The organism is Shinella sp. HZN7 (genome assembly GCF_001652565.1).
In the GTDB taxonomy this organism is placed as follows: Bacteria; Pseudomonadota; Alphaproteobacteria; order Rhizobiales; family Rhizobiaceae; genus Shinella; species Shinella granuli.
In genome coordinates this window covers 2,771,476-2,790,242 of sequence record NZ_CP015736.1, presented here as the reverse complement: position 1 = coordinate 2,790,242, position 18,767 = coordinate 2,771,476, and the positions used below count along the sequence as shown (strand labels likewise).

Sequence of the window (18,767 nt, the reverse complement as noted above, 5' to 3'; positions counted from 1 at the left end):
AGGATTGCTGATACTCCCCGAGGGGTACAAATCTCTCCCTCCGTCCCGCTTTGGGGAGCACTTGGCGTGGCTGAATCTCAAGACGAATTGCTGGTGGCGGCCTGTGCGCGCGTTCGCGAACACCCGCATCCGGCATACGTCAAAAGCAGCGAACTGCGCTATCTGGCGGTGAACGAGGCCTATGCCCGCCTGTTCGGCCACGGCGCCGCGGAGATGATCGGCCTGACCAGCGAGGAAATCGGCGAAACGCCGGGCCATGGCGACCGGGACGATCCCGAACGCCGCTGCCTGATCTTCGGGAATCCCGAGCGGGCCCGCTATCTGCATCCCTTCGGCGGCGGCAGTTTCGAGATCGCGATGAAGCGCGAGCGGATCTCCGCCACCCTTTCGGTGCTCGTCGGCCTCTTCACGCCCTCGGTCGAGACGCTGGCCGCCACGGTCGCTGCTGCCGCCAATGCGAATGGCGATGGGGGGGCGCCGGCGGACATCGCCGCATCGGATCGGGAGGAGGCCGCGTCTGCCGACCATGTGGAGCATGCGCTCGACGCGCTCGGCGCGGGGGTCGGCGTCTTCGGCGCCGACAACCGTCTGCGCTATGCCAATCGCAGCATGCGAGAGTTCTACCGGGTGCTCGTCGGCGAGTTTGCGGACGGTCCCGTCAGCCTTGCCGCGCTCACGCGCGCGCTGCACGACATCGAAGTGGGGCGCACCTGCGAGGCCGACCGCGAGCGCTGGGTCGCCGCGCAGCTTTCAAGCTATGACCTGCCGCTGCACGAATGCGTCGTCCGCCTTGCCGGCGGCTGGTCGCGTCTCGTCACGCAGCGCAGGCCCGATGGCACCTTGGTGGCTTTGCGCATCGACGTGACGGCGCTGAAGGAGAACGAAGGGCGGCTCAAGCAGCATTCGCAGGAGATCAGCCTCTACCGGGCGCTGCTCGACGAATTGCCGGTCGCAAGCTTCATGCGCGACGAGAACCAGCGCATGATCTTCGCCAACCGCGCCTATGTCGCGCTGACGGGCCGGCAGCCGGAAGAGCTGCTCGGCCTCACCACGCTCGACATGTATCCGGAGCAGGGTGAGGAATTCCACGCCCAGAACCAGCAGGTGCTCGATACCGGCGAACTGCTCGAGACCGAGATCGAATATATCCGGCCGGACGGCTCGGTGCTGCCGACGATCTCGCGGCTCTACCGGGTCACCACGCTCGACGAGAAGCGCTATCTCATCGGCTCGATCACCGACACCACGGTGCTGAAGAAGCGCGAAGGCCAGTTGATCGAGGCCCAGCGCCAGGCGGAGGCTGCCAGGGCGGACATCGAAAGCATCGTCGAATCGCTGCCCGTCGGCATCGTCGTTGTCGATGAAACCGGCAATATCGAACTGGTGAACGGTGCCTTCGAGGAATTGTGGGATGGCGCGCTGCCGCCGATGAAGGGCAAGCCGCTGGATGACCTCCTGCGCTTCCAGCAGGCGCAGGGCGGCATCAGCGGGGAGGACGGTCCGCATGCCGAGGGGTATGCGGCCTGTCTTTCGGGCATCCGCGCCGGTAAGACACCGGTGCGCGAGGTCGCCTATGCCAACGGCCGGGCGGTGATCGAGGCCGGCTGCGCGATTTCCGGCGGCCGCTGCCTCCTGACCTATATCGACATCACCGAGCGGCGCGCGCGCGAGCGCGAAGTGCTCGAGACCCGTGGTGCCCTCGAGGAGGTCGGCAGCCTCGTCAAGGATGCGGTCTCCTCGATGAGCCAGGGCCTGCTGATCATCGAGGACGGCGTGGTGGTGCTCTCCAACGAGGCGCTCTCCACCATGATCGCCATGCCGCGGGAACTCCTGCAGCCGGGCACGCTCATCAAGGACGTGCTGCAGAGCTGCATCGACCGCAAGATCGGCGGTTTCCTCGGTGAGCAACCCGTCGATGCCAGCCAGTTCGCAAACATCCTCTTCACCGGCAAGCCGGCCTCGCTGACCATCTTCAGCGGCTACCAGCGCTGGCTGCGCCTCGACGTGACGCCGACGAGCCGCGGCCGCGACGTCATGGTCTTTTCCGACATCACCGACCTCAAGAGCCGCGAGGACGAGCTGCGCCGCCTCGTCACCCGCGCCGAGATGGCCGACAAGGCGAAGTCGGAATTCCTCGCCAATATGAGCCACGAAATCCGCACGCCGATGAACGGCGTGCTCGGCATGGCGGAACTGCTCGCCAAGTCGAACCTCGATACGCGGCAGAAGACCTTCATCGACATCATGGTGAAGTCCGGCAACGCGCTGCTCACCATCATCAACGACATCCTCGATTTCTCCAAGATCGACGCCGGCCAGATGACGCTGCGCGCCGTCACGTTCAACCCGGTGGAGGCGATCGAGGACGTCGCGACGCTGCTGTCGGCGAAGGCGGCGGAGAAGGATATCGAACTCGTCGTGCGCGGCGCGGCCAACATGCCGGCAATGGTGATGGGGGATGCGGGCCGCTTCCGCCAGATCGTCACCAACCTCGTCGGCAATGCCGTCAAGTTCACGGATCGCGGGCATGTTCTCATCGACCTCTCCTCGCAGATGAACGGGGATGGCGGTGTGGAGATCGTCATCCGTGTCGAGGATACGGGAGCGGGTATTCCGGCCGAGAAGATGGAATCGATCTTCGAGAAATTCTCGCAGGTCGACGCTTCCTCCACCCGCCGCCACGAGGGCACCGGCCTCGGCCTTGCCATCACCGACGGGCTGACGCGCCTCTTCGGCGGCACGCTCACGGCGACCAGCGAGGTCGGCAACGGCTCGGCCTTCACCGTGCGCCTGCCGATGGCGCTCGCGGTCGCCGCCCTGCCGGCGCGCATCGTGCCCGCCAGGGCGCCGGGCGCGCGCATCCTCGTCGTCGACGGGCACGATCTTTCCCGCAAGGCCTCATACGACATGCTGCTCGACTGGGGTTTCGACGCGACAGCGGTCGCCTCCGAGACGGAGGCGCTTGCCGTGCTCGCCGCGGCGAGCGACATGGGCGTGTCGGTCGATGCGATCCTGCTCGACTACCGGCCGGATCGTGCCCCCGATTTCGTGCGGATGCTGCGCGAGGGTGCCCAGACTGCCGGCATCGCGGTGATCGTGCTCACCTCCATGAGCCTTCCGGCCGAGGACACGCTGCTCGCCTCGCCGGATATCCAGGCCCATCTCATGAAGCCGGTGCGGGCCGACCTCCTGCGCGAGACGGTTTCCGAGGTGCTGCGGGCGATGCGCGGGCCGAAGGCACCGGCCCAGGGCGGGGGCGAGGGCAAGATCCTGCCGCTGCGCCCGCATGTGGCCGCTCCCGAGGTCGCTGCCGCCGAAGGCGAGATCCTGGATGTGCTGGTGGCCGAGGACAACGAGGTCAACCAGATCCTCTTCACCCAGATGCTGATGGCTTCCGGCCTGCGCTTCCGGCTCGTCGAAAACGGCAAGGAAGCGGTCGAGGTCTTCCGTGCCTCCCGCCCGGGCATGATCCTGATGGACATATCCATGCCTGTCATGAACGGCCTGCAGGCGAGCCGTGCGATCCGGGAGATCGAGAGCGGCTCGGGCCGCCGGGTGCCGATCGTCGCCGTCACCGCCCATGTGCTCGACGGCGACCGCGAGGAATGCCTGGCCGCCGGCATGGACGACTACCTGACCAAGCCGATCAGCATCGAGAAGCTGGAGGAAAAGCTCGATCGCTGGCTGAAGCGCAGCGGCAAGGAAGCCGTGGCCGGCACGCTGTCCTGAGCGCTCAGGCCGCCGGCCGTTCTCCGCACAGCATCTCGCGTTTTCCGGCAAAACCCGGCCAACGCTCCACCGTGAAACCGGCCGCCGCAAGGTTGCGCCGCACGAAGCCGGCCGCCGCATAGGTGCCGAAACGCCCGCCGGGAACGGTCAGGCGGAAGACCGCCGCCATCAGCTCGGCCGACCACATGTCGGGATTGCGCGCGGGCGCGAAGCCGTCGAGGAACCAGGCGTCGAAGGGCTCCGTCTCGCTCCCGAGGCTTTCCAGCGCCGCGCCGCAGACCACGGTGAGGCGGACACCGGGCGCAAGGTCGATCTCGACGTGTCCGGCCGGTGCATCCGGCCATTTCTCGGTAAGGATCGTGCGTTCGTGCTCGATCTCCGGCCAATGCGCGAGCGCCCGGGCGATATCGGCGCGCGCCATGGGAAAACGCTCGAAGGAGGTGAAGTGGAGGCCTGCGCCTTCCGGCGCGGTCCCGCGCCATTGCCGCCAGGTCTCGCAGAGGTTGAGGCCGGTGCCGAAGCCGAGCTCGGCGATGCGGAAAGGCGCTTTCCGCTGCCAGCGGGCCGGCAGCTCGTTGCCGGCGAGGAAGACGTGGCCGCATTCCAGCCGGCCGTCGCTGCGGCAATAAAAGTGGTCGTCAAAGGCCCGGGAATAGGGCATATCGCCGTCATGCCAGTCGAGGACGGCTTCGGTCTGCGGCGCATTTTCAGGATTGTGGTCAGCCATGGCGAATGCCGATAATCGCGGGAAGGCCGCCGGTCAACCGGCCGTGGACCTCATCGTCGCCGGTGGCGGTGTGATGGGCCTGTGGACCGCGCTTCTTGCCGCCCGGCAGGGCCTGTCCGTGCATCTTGCCGAGCGGCGGGCGATCGGGGCCGGCGCCAGCGGCGGCGTGCTCGGCGCGCTGATGCCGCATCTGCCGGACCGCTGGAACGCCAAGAAGGCCTTCCAGTTCGCCGCGCTGGTCTCGCTCGAAGCGGAGATCGCGGCGCTGGAGGCCGAAACCGGGCTTTCCGCCGGCTATCGCCGCTCCGGCCGCCTCATTCCCCTGCCGAAGCCCCACAACCGCGCCATCGCGCTCGGTCATGCGCAGGATGCGCTCTCCGTCTGGACGACGCCCGGCCGGACCTTCGCCTTTAAGGTGCTGGATGCGTCCCCTGTCGCCGGATGGCCGGCCGAGGCGGCGATGGCCTCCGGGCTCGTGCATGACCATCTCGCCGCCCGCCTCGCGCCGCGGGCGCTGCTCGCCGCGCTGCGTGCCGCGCTTGCGCGCCTGCCGAATGTCACCATCCGCGAGGGGGTGGAGTTTCGGTCGCTGGACCCCGCCACGGCCGTCGCCCGGTTCGACGATGGCACCAGCCTGGCGTTCGGCCATTGCGTGCTGGCGGCCGGCGTCGAGACCTTCGCCTTGCTCGCGCCGCTGACTCCCCCGCTGGCAAGACCGGTGGGCAGCGCGGTGAAGGGGCAGGCGGCGCTTCTTCGGGCGCCTGTCGATCCGGCATTGCCGGTGATCTTTGCCGACGGGCTCTACATCGTGCCGCATGAGGACGGCCTCGTCGCCATCGGCAGCACCAGCGAGAACAGCTTTGCCGATCCCTTTGGCACCGACGGCCTTCTCGACGCGTTGATCGCCAAGGCGCGGCAGATGGCCCCGGTCCTGGCGGAAGCGCCGGTCGTGGAGCGCTGGGCAGGGCTGCGGCCCAAGGCGATCGGCCGCGAGCCGATGGTCGGCCGCCATCCCGATCACCCGACCGTCAGCCTGATGACCGGCGGCTTCAAGGTGAGCTTCGGCCTGGCGCATGAACTGGCGCGCGCGGTGCTGGACGAAATCAAGGGCGGCACGCTTGGCGTACCGCCCTCCTTCACCGTCGCGGCCCACTTCGAGGAAGCCGGACGGGTTTGACCCGTGCTTACATCCAGTAGGGCGGCACGCCGTAATAGTCGTGGATCACCTTGCCGTTGCGGCGGTTCCAGTCGTATTCGGCATCGCTTTCATAGTGCGGCGCGCGCTCGACCTGCTCCTTCGTCACGTCGACGCGATAGCCGCCGAGGCCTTCGTCATAGCTCAGCTTCGCCCAGGGCAGGGGATAGTGGTCCTGGCCGAGGCCGAGGAAGCCGCCGAAGCTGAGCACGGCGTAGGAAACGTGACCGCTGCGCTTGTCGAGGATCAGGCGTTCGACCGAACCGATATGCTTGCCGTCCGCGCCGTAAACGCTCGTGCCCTCCACCTTGTCGCTGGCGATCAGATCCTGGGTTTCACGAATGTTTGCATCCTGCATGGCCATAGGTGTTTCTCCTTGCTTGTGATGGACAGGAAACGGGGCAAGACGGTAATGGTTCCTTTCATGAGGGTATGCATCGGATTCAATTCGGCTTCCGGCCGTCCGATGCAGGGGCTCCGCCCATTGTCGAGGTGATCGAATGACTGAGAAGACCTATCCGCGCGACTTGATCGGCTACGGCCGCACGCCCCCCAAGGTTCGCTGGCCGGGCGATGCCAACATCGCCGTGCAGTTCGTCATCAACTATGAAGAGGGCGGCGAAAGCTGCATCCTCGACGGTGACGGGGCGTCGGAGTGCCTGCTCTCGGAAATCGTCGGCGCGCAGCCCTGGCCGGGCCAGCGCAACCTCAACATGGAATCGATCTACGAATACGGCTCGCGCGCCGGCTTCTGGCGCCTGCACCGCCTGTTCACCAGCCGCAACGTCACGACCACCGTCTACGGCGTGACGCTCGCCATGGCGCGCAACCCGGAAGCCGTCGCCGCCATGAAGGAGGCCGGCTGGGAAATCGCCAGCCACGGCTACCGCTGGCTGGAATACAAGGACTTCTCGGAAGAAAAGGAGCGCGAGCACATCCGCGAGGCCGTGCGCCTGCACAAGGAGCTGACGGGCTCCCATCCGCTCGGCATGTACCAGGGCAAGCCCTCCGGCAACACGCTGCGCCTGGTCATGGAGGAGGGCGGCTTCGTCTATTCCTCCGATTCCTATGCGGACGACCTGCCTTACTGGGTGCCTGGCCTCGACGGCGAGCCCTTCCTCATCATTCCCTATACGCTCGAAACCAACGACATGCGCTTTGCGACGCCGCAGGGCTTCAACACCGGCGACCAGTTCTTCACCTACCTGAAGGACGCCTTCGACGTGCTCTACCAGGAGGGCGCCGAAGGCAGCCCGAAGATGCTGAACATCGGCCTGCACTGCCGTCTCGTCGGCCGGCCCGGCCGCGCCGCCGCGCTCGCCCGCTTCGTCGATTACGTGCTCGGCCATGAAAAGGTCTGGATCCCGCGGCGTATCGACATCGCGCACCACTGGATCGAGAACCACCACCCGTCGAAGGGGAAGGGCGCATGATCGACCGGGCCGATTTCCTCGCCCGTTTCGGCGGCGTCTTCGAGCATTCGCCCTTCATCGCCGAGCGGGCGCTCGATGCCGGCGCGGTCGTCCTGCCGCTGACGGCAGCCGGCGTGCATGCCGCGCTCGTTGCGGTTTTCCGCAAGGCGAGCGAGGCCGAGCAGCTCGGCGTGCTGCGCGCCCACCCGGACCTTGCCGGCAGGCTCGCGATCGCCGGCGAGCTGACGGAGGACAGCCGCAACGAGCAGGCCGGCGCCGGCCTCGACCGGCTCTCCCCGGCCGAGCACGCCCGCTTCACCGAGCTCAACACCGCCTATACGGAAAAGTTCGGCTTCCCCTTCATCATCGCGGTGAAAGGGCTTACCAAGGACGACATCCTCGCCGCCTTCGAGGCCCGCATCGGCAACACGGCAGCGGCGGAGTTCGAAACCGCGAAAACCCAGGTGGAGCGCATCGCGCTCCTCAGATTGACCGCTGCTCTGCCCGGAGAATGAACATGCCCGACCACCAACGACCGCCCTTCCTCTCCCCGGGAGGGCTGTCCGATGGCTGAGAAACTGACGATCCGGCCGCTGACCCAGAATGCCTTCGCGCCCTTCGGCACGGTGATCGAGGCCGATCCCGCCACGATGCGCCATATCAACGGCGGCAATACGGAGCGCTACCACGCGCTCGCCGAGGCCGAGGCTGTCGGCGAGGACGCGAAGGTCATCATCAACCTCTTCCGCGGCAGCCCGCGGGCCTTCCCCTATGCCGTCGACATGATGGAGCGCCATCCCTTCGGCAGCCAGAGCTTCTCGCCGATCGACGACCGGCCCTGGCTGGTCGTGGTGGCGGAGGACGAGGGCGGCAGGCCCGGCCGGCCGCAGGTCTTCCGCGCCGGGGGACGGCAGGGCGTCAACTATCGCCGCAACGTCTGGCACCATCCGCTGATGACCCTCGACACGGTGAGCGATTTCCTCGTGGTCGACCGCCTCGGCGGCGGCGTCAACCTGGAAGAGTTCTTCTTCGACGAGCCCTTCATCATCGAAGCGCCGTAGGACGGTTCAAAGCGCCGCCTTCATCGGCCGGCCGGCCACGTAGGTCTCGCGCACCGCCCGGTCGTCGCCGAGCGTCTGGAGCAGGAAGAGCTCGTCGGTCAGCGAGCGCACCACTTCCATCTTCAGCGCCATGGCGGGCGTCGCGGCGGCATCCAGAACCACGAAGTCGGCGTCCGTGCCGGCCTCCAGCGTGCCGATGCGGTCCTCGAGCGACAGCGCCTCGGCATTGCCGAGCGTCATGTGGTAGAAGCTCTCGAACGGGTTCAGCCGCTCGCCGAGCAGTTGCTGGATCTTGTAGGCCTCGTCCATCGTCTTCAGCATCGAATAGCTCGTGCCGCCGCCGACATCCGTCGCGACGCCGATGCGCACCGGCCTCTCCCGGCGCGACAGCGCCTTGAGGGGGAAGAGGCCGGAGCCGAGGAAGAGGTTGGAGGTGGGGCAGTGCACCGCGACGGCACCCGCCTCGCTCATCGCGTCCGCTTCCCGCTCGGAGAGGTGGATGCAATGGCCGAACAGGCTTTTCGGGCCGAGCAGGCCGTATTTCGCATAGACGTCCGTATAGTCGATCGCATCGGGATAGAGCTCGCTGGTGAAGCGGATCTCGTCGTGGTTTTCGGAAAGATGCGTCTGGATGTGGAGGTCCGGGAATTCGCGGGCGAGCGCGGCTGCCATCTCCATCTGCGCCGGCGTCGAGGTGATGGCGAAGCGCGGGGTGATGGCGACATGGTTGCGGCCCTTGCCGTGCCATTCGGCGATCACGGCGCGCGTCTCGTCATAGCCCGTTTCGGGCGTGTCCAGCAGGCCCTGCGGCGCGTTGCGGTCCATCATCACCTTGCCGCCTACCATGCACATGCCGCGCTTCAGCGCCTCTGCGAAATAGGCGTCGGCGGAGGTCTTGTGCACGGAGCAATAGGCGACCGCGGTCGTCGTGCCGTGGCGGATCATCTCGTCGTAGAAGTGGCGGGCGATGCGGGCGGCATGCTCGCTCTCCACGAAGCGGCATTCCTCCGGGAAGGTATAGGTGTTCAGCCATTCCAAGAGGTTGGCGGCATAGGAGCCGATCACCTGCATCTGCGGGAAATGCAGGTGCGTGTCGATGAGGCCGGGCAGGATGAGATGCGGGCGATGGTCGATCTCCTCCACCTCGGCGGGCGCAGCCGCGCGCATGTCCGCATACGGGCCGACGGCGGCGATCTTCCCGTCCTCGACCAGCAGGCCGCCGTCCTCCTCGTAGCGATAGCTTGCCGTATCGTCGATCGCGACCGGGCGACGGAGGAAAGAGAGCAGGCGTCCGCGGATGAGGGTTGTCGTCATGGCGGTCAGCGTCCTTCTGCTGCTGTTTCGAACCAGGCGGTGATCAGGGCGCGCTCTTGCCCCGTCATGCCGGTGACATTGCCCGGCGGCATGGCATGGCTGCGCCCGGCCTGCAGATAGATCTCGCGGGCATGGAGGGCAATCGCCGTTTCGCTTTCGAGCACCACGTTCTTCGGCGCCGCGCGAAGCCCTTCCCAGACGGGTTCGGCGGCATGGCACATCGAACAGCGGGTGGAGACGAGATCGCGCACCGCCGGGAAATGGCCGTTCGATGCGAACCGCTCGGCGGAGGAGGGAAGGCCGGCATTCGCGCTTTCGCCGGTCAGCACCTTCGGCACGGTGGAAAGCCACATGATGAGGAGGAAGAGGAGCGCGGTGACGAGCCAGGTCCAGGTGGGCTTGCCCTTGCGGGCATGGGTCGTGTTGAACCAGTGCCGGATCGTCACGCCCATCAGGAAGACCAGCGCGGCGATGATCCAGTTGAAGGCCGTCGCGAAGGCGAGCGGATAGTGGTTCGACAGCATGAAGAAGATGACGGGCAGCGTCAGGTAGTTGTTGTGCGTGGAACGCTGCTTGGCGATGACGCCGTATTTCGGATCGGGCGTGCGGCCGGCGATGAGGTCGGCGACGACGACGCGCTGGTTCGGCATGATGATGAAGAAGACGTTCGCCGACATGATCGTCGCCGTGAAGGCGCCGAGATGGAGGAACGCGGCCCGGCCGGTGAAGACCTGCGTGTAGCCCCAGGCCATGGCGACGAGGATGCAATAGAGGACGAGCATCAGTCCCCAGGTGTTCCTGCCGAGCGGCGACTTGCAGATGAGGTCGTAGAGGATCCAGCCGAGCGTCAGCGAGGCGAGCGAGATGAGGATGGCGACGGGTGTCGAGACGTCGAGCACCGAGCGGTCGATGAGGAAGAGGTCGGCGCCGCCGTAATAGACGAGACAGAGCAGCGCGAAGCCGGAAAGCCAGGTCATGTAGCTTTCCCATTTGAACCAGGTCAGGTGCTCGGGCATCGAGGCCGGCGCCACCAGGTATTTCTGGATGTGGTAGAAGCCGCCGCCGTGCACCTGCCATTCCTCGCCATAGGCGCCGGCCGGCAGATGCGGCCGCTTCACGAGGCCGAGGTCGAGCGCGATGAAATAGAAGGACGAGCCGATCCAGGCGATGGCGGTGATGACATGCAGCCAGCGGACCGCGAAGGTCAGCCATTCCCAGGCGATGGCATATTCATACATCGGCGCGTCCCCTCATGCTCTTTCCGCACCGCGCACATTGCGCAATAATCGGCGGCGAGGGAAGGGCGGGCCGGCCGGCTATCCCTCTGATTTCGATGGCGGTGCGCCCGAAAATTCGCCCCGGGCGGAACCGCCGCCCGGCCAAGGGTGTTTTGCGCCATGACCTACGAACTCTACTATTGGACCGGCATCCAGGGGCGCGGGGAATATATCCGCCTCGCGCTGGAGGCGGCCGGTGCGCCCTATCGCGACGTCGCGCGCAAGGAGGGCGACGGCATTCTGTCGAAGGTGAGCCGGGAGGTGGCCACGCCCTCCTTCGCGCCGCCCTTCCTGAGGGACGGCGACGTGGTCGTCGGGCAGGTGGCGGCCATCCTGCTCTATCTCGGCGACAAGCTCGACCTTGCGCCCCGCGAGCCGCGGCTGCGGCTCTGGACGCATCAGATCCAGCTGACCATCGCCGACTTCGTCCTGGAGGGCCATGACGTCCACCACCCGATCGGGGCAGGGGAATACTACGAGAACCAGAAGCCCGAATCGCTGCGGCGGGCGGCGGAATTCCGCGCGCAGCGCGTTCCGAAATTCCTCGGCTGGTTCGAGGGCATCCTATCGCGAAACCCGGAGGGTCAAACGCATCTCGTCGGCGACAGGCTCAGCTATGCGGATCTCTCGCTGTTCCAGGTCATGGACGGCCTGGCCTACGCCTTCCCTGTGCTGATGGGCGAGCTCTATCCGCGCTATCCGAAGATCAGGGCGCTCTGCGCCGCGGTCGCCGGGCATTCGCGGATCAGGGCCTATCTCGCCAGCGAGCGCCGGCTTCCCGGCAACGAAAGTGACCTCTTCCGCCACTATCCCGAACTGGACGCCAAGGCGTAGTGGTCACACCGCTGCCGGCATCGTCGCGAGGATCCAGTCGCGAAAGGCCCGGATCTTCAGGATGTTGCGGCGGTTTTCCGGATAGGCGAGCCAATAGTCGCGGCCATCGTTGCAGGTCAATTCGAAGGGCTGGTAAAGCTGGCCGGCGGCGACTTCCGCCCGGAAATGGCCGGGATTGAGGATCGCGACGCCCTGGCCGGCCATCGCCACCTGGGCGTCGATCGTCTGCACGCCGAGTTCGTTCGGGGGAAACCGTTCGAGGCCCGGATCGTCGATGCCCGCGGCGGAAAACCAGGTGCGCCACCAGATGTCCAGCGGGCTGATGATCGGCAGTTTCAGGAGATCGGCCGGCTCCCTTATGCCGCCGATCGTCTCGGCCAGCGCCGGGCTCAGCATGGGGGCGAAGTCCATGCGCATGACGCGATGGCAGGTAAGGCCCGGCCAGTCGCCCTTGCCCCAGCGGATCGAGACATCCGCCTCTTCCCGGGTAAAATCGATCAGCTCCTGCGAGGTGGAAAGCCGGACGGCGATGGTCGGGTGCTTGAGCTGGAAGTCGCCGAGCGTGCGGCTCAGCCATTGCGTGGCGAAGGTGGGCGTCGAATGGATGTGCAGCTTCTGCTCGGCCACCCCGCGCAGGTCCGCCACCGCTTCTGCCAGTTTCGTCAGCCCCTCGGCAACCTTGGGCGCCAGCCGCTCGCCGGCCTCGCTCAGCATCACCTGCCGCGGCTGGCGCAGGAACAGCGTCTCGCCGAGCGTCTCCTCCAGGAGCTTGATCTGGTAGCTGACGGCGGTCTGCGTCATGCCGAGCTCGTCGCCAGCGCGGGTGAAGCTGGCATGCCGCGCGGCCGCCTCGAAGACGCGAAGCGCGTTGAGCGGAAAGTTGCGCGACATCTTCAAGGCCAAGTTCTCTTTATGGATACAGACGAAGCTTCGATTGGAATTCCATCATCTTTCGGCGCATCCTGCAAGCCAATGGATGGAATTTACGAGGTTTTACCATGTCATGTATCGTCGATCAGGCCCCGGTGGCCCGCCTGCCGTTTCGCAAGGAAGGCCTTTGGCATAAGCTCTCCCGTGTCTTTCGGGGGCGGCAGCGCAAGCGCGTCCCCCGTCTCGATCCGCGCGAGCTTTCCGACTACATGAAGCGCGATCTCGGCTTTCTCGACGGCCGCGGCTAGCCTGCCGCCGTGGGGGCGCCCCCCTTGTGCCGCCAGGCGGCGAAAGCGAGCAGCACTTCCGAGGCGGTCATCGCGGCGATGACCGCCGGGCGCTTGTCGTTCACCGCCGTGCCGCCGATCGGCAGGACCAGCCGGTCGGCCGCGCCGCGGTCGATGCCCTGCCGTTCCAGATGGTGCAGGAAGGAGGCGCGTTTCGACGTCGAGCCGACCATGCCGACATAGGCAAGGTCGGTGCGGGCAAGCGCTTCCTGCCCGATCAGGAAATCCAGCGCATGGTCATGGGTGACGATGACGACGGCCGAGCCCGGCGGAATGTCGGCGACCAGCGCCTCCGGCAGGGCGGCCAGGCGATGGTGCACTTCGGAGGTGAGCTGGTCGAGCTCGCTCTGGCGCGCCTCCACCACGAAGATGTTGAGCGGCAGCATGGTCAGCGCATCCGCCAGCGCCCGGCCGACATGGCCGGCGCCGAAGACCCAGACCTGCGGCTTGCGCCGTTCCTCTTCGGCAAGGCGTGCCTCGAGCGCCTCGCGGGCCTGCGCGTCGGCAAAGGTGAAGGTGAGCTCGACGCGTCCGCCGCAACACTGGCCGATCTCGGGGCCGAGCGGAATGTCGAGCCTGGCCTCGCCGCCGGCATCCGCCAGCATCTTTCGCGCATTCTCGATGGCGTCGTATTCGAGCTGGCCGCCGCCGACGGTGCCGTGGATTTCCGTCGGCGCCACCAGCATGAACGTGCCTTCGTCGCGCGGGGTCGACCCCTTGGCGGCGGTGACCTCGACGATGACGACGCGGTGTTCCCGGGCGAGAAAGCCCTCCAGACTGTCCTGCAGAAAGTTCATGTCATCCTTCTTTGACGGCCCTCAGCCGTCCGATGGCCGGCACGCGCCTGGGCGTGGGGCGGTTTGGCCGCCGCCGGGAAGGGGCGGCCTGTGGCGGAGCACGGTGCCCAGCCATCGGGAACACGCGGATGCACAGGGTGCCCGCGCGTCCGTTTCTACTGGGCGGTCCAGCCGCCATCCACCGATATATGGGTGCCGTTGATCGACTTTGCCGCATCGGAGGCGAGGAAGAGCGCGATGGCCGCGACCTCGTCGACCCCGACGAATTCCTTGGTCGGCTGGAACTTCAGCATGACGTCGGACTTCACCTCAGCCTCGCTGATGCCGCGGGCCCTGGCCGTGTCGGGAATCTGCTTTTCGACGAGCGGCGTCAGCACGTAGCCGGGGCAGATGGCGTTGACGGTGATGCCGTTCTCGGCGACTTCCAGCGCGACGGTCTTCGTCAGGCCCATGATGCCGTGTTTCGCGGCCACATAGGCAGACTTGAACGGCGAGGCGACGAGGCCGTGCGCCGAGGCGACGTTGATGACGCGGCCCCAGCCCTTGCGCTTCATGTGCGGAATGGCGGCGCGGATCGTGTGGAAGGAGCTGGAGAGGTTGATCGCGATGATCTGGTCCCACTTCTCCACCGGGAAATCCTCGATCTTCTCGACATGCTGGATGCCGGCATTGTTGACGAGGATGTCGACGCCGTCGAATGCCTCCACCGCCGTTTCGACGAGGTCGGAAATCTCATGCGGCTTCGTCATGTCGGCGGAGTGATAGAGCACGCGTCCCTTGCCGAGGCCGTCGAGCCGTGCGCGGATCGCCTCGATCTCGTCCGCCGCGCCGAACCCGTTGATGACGACATTGGCGCCGCTTTCGGCGAAGGCGGTGGCGATGGCAAGGCCGATGCCACTGGTGGAGCCCGTTACGACGACGCTTTTCATGCTTGCTGTCTCCCGATCATGCTGCGTTGCGGTAGCCTACGCCCAAAACTCGCGCGATGACAATTGCGTTTTCCGCGCGGTACAGTCCCGCTGAGGGCAGAACGCGACTTGCGTTTTATTTTCCTTTGACATTCGTTTTAGTATCGTATTGAAGATTCCGAAGGGTCTGGGAGCGACCCGCAGCTGGGAGGAAGAGATGGGCGGATATGTTCTCGCGATCGATCAGGGCACGACATCGAGCCGGGCGATCGTCTTCGACGGCAAGCAGAAGGTCGTCGGTTCCGGCCAGAAGGAATTCACGCAGCATTTTCCGCAGTCCGGCTGGGTCGAGCACGATCCGGAGGAAATCTGGGACAGCGTCGTCTGGTCCGTCAAGGCCGCGCTGAAGAAGGCGGGTCTTGCCGCCTCCGACATTTCCGCCATCGGCATCACCAACCAGCGCGAGACGGTCGTCGTCTGGGAGCGCGAGAACGGCAGGCCGATCCACAATGCCATCGTCTGGCAGGACCGCCGCACCGCCTCCTATTGCGAGAAGCTGAAGAAGCAGGATCTCGAAAAGACCTTCACCCGGAAGACGGGCCTGCTGCTCGATCCCTATTTCTCGGGCACCAAGCTCTCCTGGATGCTCTCCAACGTGAAGGGCGCCCGCGCGCGGGCTGCCCACGGGCACCTCTGCTTCGGCACGATCGACACGTTCCTGATCTGGCGGCTGACGGGCGGCAAGTCCCATGTCACCGATGCCACCAATGCCAGCCGCACGCTGATGTACAACATCGCCTCCAACGCCTGGGACGACGAGCTGCTCGACATCCTGCGCGTGCCGAAGGCGATGCTGCCCGACGTGCTCGACTGCGCCGCCGATTTCGGCGTGACGGAAAAGGGCCTGTTCGGCGCGGAAATCCCGATCCTCGGCGTTGCCGGCGACCAGCAGGCGGCGACCATCGGCCAGGCCTGCTTCGAACCCGGCATGATGAAGTCCACCTACGGCACCGGCTGCTTCGCGCTGCTCAACACCGGCACCGACATGGTGCGCTCGAAGAACCGGCTGCTCACCACCATCGCCTACCGGCTCGACGGCGAGACGACCTATGCGCTGGAAGGCTCCATCTTCATCGCCGGGGCGGCCGTGCAATGGCTGCGCGACGGGCTGAAGGTCATCAAGGCCGCGCCTGACACCGGCGACCTTGCCGCCAGGGCCGACCCGACGCAGAACGTCTACCTCGTGCCCGCCTTCACCGGCCTCGGCGCGCCGCACTGGGACCCTGACGCCCGCGCCGCCATCTACGGCATGACGCGCAATACGGGGCCGGCGGAATTCGCCCGCGCCGCGCTGGAGGCCGTCTGCTACCAGACGCGCGACCTGCTCGACGCCATGCACAAGGACTGGAAGGCGAACGGCAAGGAAACGGTGCTGCGCGTCGACGGCGGCATGGTCGCCTCCGACTGGACCATGCAGCGCCTTTCCGACATCCTCGACGCCCCCGTCGACCGCCCGACCATCCTGGAAACGACCGCTCTCGGCGCCGCATGGCTCGCCGGCCAGCGCGCGGGCGTCTGGCCGGACCGCAAGGGGTTCGCCAAGTCCTGGGCGCGGGATACGCGCTTCGAGCCCAAGATGGACGAGAAGACCCGCGCGGTGAAGATCAAGGGCTGGAAGGATGCCGTGCGGCGGACGCTGAGCGCGGGGTAGGTCCAGGCGGTTCTTCGCGGTTCTTCCTGCCGGTGCGTCGCTCTCTTCCGTCATCCTCGGGCTTGACCCGGGGATCCATGCCCCAAACTCCGCGCGTGCCGTTTCGGTGGATCCTCGGGTCGAGCCCGAGGATGACGGAGGAGAGGGCGGAGGATGAACAACGGAGGGAGGCGCGCCTGAACGGGGCGCCTGATGGACGGCGCCTGAAAGGCAGAGGGGCGTCTGGCGTGCCCGAACGGGGACGCCTGAAGGAGCCGCGCCCGGTCATATTGTCCCGGCCGCCGTTTCACGCGGCTCATCCCATCGATCAAAAATATTCCGGTGCGCCCTGTCGGCTGAGACGCTACTCCTACGTCTTTCAACCAACGGGAGTTCACCATGCTGTATGCCGTTCTTTGTTACGACGCCGAAAGTGAAGTCAACGCCTGGAGCAAGGAGCTCGACGCGAAGGTCATGGCCGATCTCGGGGCGGTCAACCAGCGTTATGCCGAGGCGGGCAAGCTCGGTCCGGTCGCGCGGCTGATGCCGACGACGGCGGCGGTCACCGTGCGCAAGGGCGTGACGGACGATATCGTCATGGATGGTCCCTTCGCCGAAACCAAGGAACAGTTCCTCGGCTTCTTCGTGCTCGACGTGGAGACGCTGGAGGAGGCGATCACCTTCGCCCGCGAGCTTTCCGCGGTCAATCCGGCCAACGGTACCTATGAGGTCCGGCCGCTGCAGTATTTCAATCCGGGAGTACCCATCACATGACAGAGCTTGCCTGGATCGATCTGGCGCTGACCTCGGCGCGGCCGCAGGCCATGGGCGCGCTCCTGCGCTACTTCCGTGACCTCGACATGGCGGAGGAGGCCTATCAGGAGGCGTGCCTCCGTGCGCTGAAGACCTGGCCCGACAAGGGCCCGCCGCGCGATCCGGCAGCCTGGCTCATCTTCGTCGGCCGCAACAGCGGCATCGACCAGGTGCGCAAGCGCGCCAGGCACCAGCCGCTGCCGCCCGAGGAGGTGCTGTCCGACCTGGAGGACACGGAACGCGACCTTGCGGACCGGCTGGACGGCGCGCACTACCGGGACGACATTCTCCGCCTGCTCTTCGTCTGCTGCCACAAGGACCTGCCGGCGACACAGCAGATCGCGCTGGCGCTGCGCATCGTCTCGGGCCTGTCGGTCCGGCAGATCGCCCGCGCCTTCCTCGTCTCGGAGGCGGCGATGGAGCAGCGCATCACCCGGGCGAAAGCGAAGGTGGGCGCGGCCGGCATTCCCTTCGAGACGCCGGATGCGGTGGCGCGGGCAGAACGGCTCGGCCTCGTCGCGGCGATGATCTATCTCGTCTTCAACGAGGGTTACTCGGCGGGCGTGCCGGACAAGGCGGATACGCCCTTCTGCGCGGAGGCCATCCGGCTGGCGCGGCTGCTCCTGAAGCTCTTTCCGGCCGAGCCGGAGATCATGGGCCTGACGGCGCTTCTCCTTCTCCAGCATTCGCGGCTTGCGGCCCGCTTCGACAAGGACGGGCAGATCGTGCTCCTGGAGGACCAGGACCGTTCGCTGTGGGACCGCAGCCTGATCGATGAGGCGCTGGTGCTGATCGACAAGGCGATCCGCCACCGCGCGCCCGGTGCCTTCCAGATCCAGGCGGCGATCGCCGCGCTGCATGCCCGCGCGAAAACGGCCGATGAGACGGACTGGTTCGAGATCGACCTGCTTTACCAGACGCTGGAGCGCCTGCAGCCCTCGCCGGTGGTGCGGCTCAACCGCGCCGTCGCCGTCTCGAAGCGCGAAGGGCCGGAGGCGGCGCTGGCGCTGATCGAGCCGCTTGCCGACAAGCTGAACGGCTATTTCTATTTCCACGGGCTGCGCGGCGGCCTGCTCAAGCAACTCGGCCGCTATGGCGAGGCGCACGAAGCCTTCGACCGCGCCATTGCGCTCGCCACCAGTTCGGCAGAGGCGGCCCATATCCGCCAGCATCTCGACAGCATGCAGCGCGAACGGGCCGCAGCCGAAAAATAACCCCTTTTCGATGTCGGATTGGCCGTTCGCCGGCCGTCCTTGAGGCGAACCACCGAACATATCCAACGAGGAGACAGACATGACCGACGCCGAGATCAAGCCCGCCAACAACCGCGAACTGGTGCTGACCCGCGTGCTGAACGCCACGCCCGCCCAGCTCTTCAAGGCCTGGACGACGCCGGAGCTGATGAAGGAATGGTTCGCACCGAAACCCTACGAGACGCCGGTCATCGAGATCGAGCCGCGCGACGGCGGCAAGTTCCGCACGGTCATGACCGGTCCGGACGGTTTCCACATGGACAACACCGGCATCTTCCTGAAGGTGGAAAAGGACAGGCGCATCATCACGACCGATGCCTTCGGCCCCGACTGGAAGCCCACCGAAAAGGCCTTCTTCAGCGCCGAGATTCTCTTCGACGACCTCGGTGACGGCAAGACCCGCTACACCGCCATCGCCCGCCACTGGTCCGTCGAGGACTGCGAGATGCACGAGAAGATGGGTTTCCACGAGGGCTGGGGCCAGGTGGCGACGCAGTTGGAAGCCGTGGCCTCGCGGCTCTGATGGAGGGATGGAGGACG

The 18,767-nt window shown here is 66.4% G+C and carries 18 protein-coding genes; 11 read left to right on the top strand and 7 right to left on the bottom strand.

Translation table 11 applies throughout. The features are described from left to right. Positions 1-66 precede the first annotated feature (66 nt). Positions 67-3,729 (top strand): response regulator, encoded by a 3,663-nt coding sequence (locus shn_RS13420; RefSeq protein ID WP_145925922.1) that lies wholly within the window; start codon positions 67-69, stop codon positions 3,727-3,729. A 4-nt stretch (positions 3,730-3,733) separates the two neighbouring features. Here the strand turns inward: shn_RS13420 and mnmD are convergent, their stop codons facing one another. Beyond that, positions 3,734-4,456, bottom strand: a complete 723-nt coding sequence (mnmD, locus tag shn_RS13415) for a tRNA (5-methylaminomethyl-2-thiouridine)(34)-methyltransferase MnmD (RefSeq protein ID WP_064330853.1) — start codon at positions 4,454-4,456, stop codon at positions 3,734-3,736. Between mnmD and shn_RS13410 the strand changes: the two genes are divergently transcribed. Beyond that, complete coding sequence (locus tag shn_RS13410; RefSeq protein WP_064330852.1) at positions 4,455-5,633, top strand: FAD-binding oxidoreductase; 1,179 nt, start codon at positions 4,455-4,457, stop codon at positions 5,631-5,633. The genes mnmD and shn_RS13410 overlap by 2 nt on opposite strands. Before the next feature lie 7 nt (positions 5,634-5,640). On the opposite strand, the gene shn_RS13405 is transcribed toward shn_RS13410, so the two are convergent. Further along, complete coding sequence (locus tag shn_RS13405; protein WP_064330851.1) at positions 5,641-6,015, bottom strand: PRC-barrel domain-containing protein; 375 nt, start codon at positions 6,013-6,015, stop codon at positions 5,641-5,643. 136 nt (positions 6,016-6,151) lie between these two features. Here shn_RS13405 and puuE point away from each other — a divergent pair, with 136 nt between their 5' ends. The 3 genes from puuE to shn_RS13390 are packed head-to-tail and all read left to right on the top strand — an operon-like array spanning position 6,152 to position 8,124. Continuing rightward, complete coding sequence (puuE, locus tag shn_RS13400; protein WP_064330850.1) at positions 6,152-7,084, top strand: allantoinase PuuE; 933 nt, start codon at positions 6,152-6,154, stop codon at positions 7,082-7,084. Further along, positions 7,081-7,578 carry a 2-oxo-4-hydroxy-4-carboxy-5-ureidoimidazoline decarboxylase gene (uraD, locus tag shn_RS13395; RefSeq protein ID WP_064330849.1) on the top strand — a complete coding sequence of 166 codons (498 nt, stop codon included), beginning with the start codon at positions 7,081-7,083 and terminating at the stop codon, positions 7,576-7,578. Before puuE ends, uraD begins: the two co-directional genes overlap by 4 nt. Positions 7,579-7,629: 51 nt before the next feature. Next, complete coding sequence (locus shn_RS13390; protein ID WP_064330848.1) at positions 7,630-8,124, top strand: ureidoglycolate lyase; 495 nt, start codon at positions 7,630-7,632, stop codon at positions 8,122-8,124. A gap of 6 nt (positions 8,125-8,130) precedes the next feature. Here shn_RS13390 and guaD read toward each other — a convergent pair whose 3' ends face one another. After that, positions 8,131-9,438 (bottom strand): guanine deaminase, encoded by a 1,308-nt coding sequence (gene guaD, locus shn_RS13385; RefSeq protein ID WP_064330847.1) that lies wholly within the window; start codon positions 9,436-9,438, stop codon positions 8,131-8,133. A 5-nt stretch (positions 9,439-9,443) separates the two neighbouring features. Further along, the gene (gene puuD, locus shn_RS13380; protein WP_064330846.1) at positions 9,444-10,676 is read right to left on the bottom strand and encodes a urate hydroxylase PuuD; all 1,233 of its coding nucleotides are present in this window, start codon (positions 10,674-10,676) and stop codon (positions 9,444-9,446) included. A 159-nt stretch (positions 10,677-10,835) separates the two neighbouring features. Here puuD and shn_RS13375 point away from each other — a divergent pair, with 159 nt between their 5' ends. Then, positions 10,836-11,549, top strand: a complete 714-nt coding sequence (locus shn_RS13375; protein WP_064330845.1) for a glutathione S-transferase — start codon at positions 10,836-10,838, stop codon at positions 11,547-11,549. 3 nt (positions 11,550-11,552) lie between these two features. Here shn_RS13375 and shn_RS13370 read toward each other — a convergent pair whose 3' ends face one another. After that, positions 11,553-12,446: a LysR substrate-binding domain-containing protein gene (locus tag shn_RS13370; RefSeq protein ID WP_064330844.1), complete on the bottom strand. Its 894-nt coding sequence runs from the start codon at positions 12,444-12,446 to the stop codon at positions 11,553-11,555. Positions 12,447-12,547: 101 nt separating this feature from the next. Here shn_RS13370 and shn_RS13365 point away from each other — a divergent pair, with 101 nt between their 5' ends. Beyond that, positions 12,548-12,727, top strand: coding sequence for a hypothetical protein (locus tag shn_RS13365; RefSeq protein ID WP_064330843.1), 180 nt, complete (start codon positions 12,548-12,550; stop codon positions 12,725-12,727). Here the strand turns inward: shn_RS13365 and xdhC are convergent. Together xdhC and shn_RS13355 are read right to left on the bottom strand one after the other, a co-directional pair. Beyond that, entirely contained in the window at positions 12,724-13,563 is an 840-nt protein-coding gene (gene xdhC, locus shn_RS13360; RefSeq protein ID WP_064330842.1) for a xanthine dehydrogenase accessory protein XdhC, read from the bottom strand. The two genes, shn_RS13365 and xdhC, sit on opposite strands and share 4 nt — an antisense overlap. A 155-nt stretch (positions 13,564-13,718) precedes the next feature. Further along, positions 13,719-14,492 carry a 3-hydroxybutyrate dehydrogenase gene (locus shn_RS13355; RefSeq protein ID WP_064330841.1) on the bottom strand — a complete coding sequence of 258 codons (774 nt, stop codon included), beginning with the start codon at positions 14,490-14,492 and terminating at the stop codon, positions 13,719-13,721. A gap of 196 nt (positions 14,493-14,688) precedes the next feature. Here shn_RS13355 and glpK point away from each other — a divergent pair, with 196 nt between their 5' ends. The 4 genes from glpK (at position 14,689) to shn_RS13335 (ending at position 18,750) form a co-directional block, all read left to right on the top strand. Beyond that, on the top strand, positions 14,689-16,182 hold the full coding sequence (gene glpK / locus shn_RS13350; protein WP_064330840.1) for a glycerol kinase GlpK: 1,494 nt from the start codon (positions 14,689-14,691) through the stop codon (positions 16,180-16,182). Between the two features lie 378 nt (positions 16,183-16,560). Then, on the top strand, positions 16,561-16,935 hold the full coding sequence (locus shn_RS13345; RefSeq protein WP_064330839.1) for a YciI family protein: 375 nt from the start codon (positions 16,561-16,563) through the stop codon (positions 16,933-16,935). Continuing rightward, positions 16,932-18,188, top strand: a complete 1,257-nt coding sequence (locus shn_RS13340) for an RNA polymerase sigma factor (RefSeq protein WP_064330838.1) — start codon at positions 16,932-16,934, stop codon at positions 18,186-18,188. Before shn_RS13345 ends, shn_RS13340 begins: the two co-directional genes overlap by 4 nt. Positions 18,189-18,267: 79 nt before the next feature. Then, positions 18,268-18,750, top strand: coding sequence for an SRPBCC family protein (locus shn_RS13335; RefSeq protein ID WP_064330837.1), 483 nt, complete (start codon positions 18,268-18,270; stop codon positions 18,748-18,750). Positions 18,751-18,767: the final 17 nt, after the last annotated feature.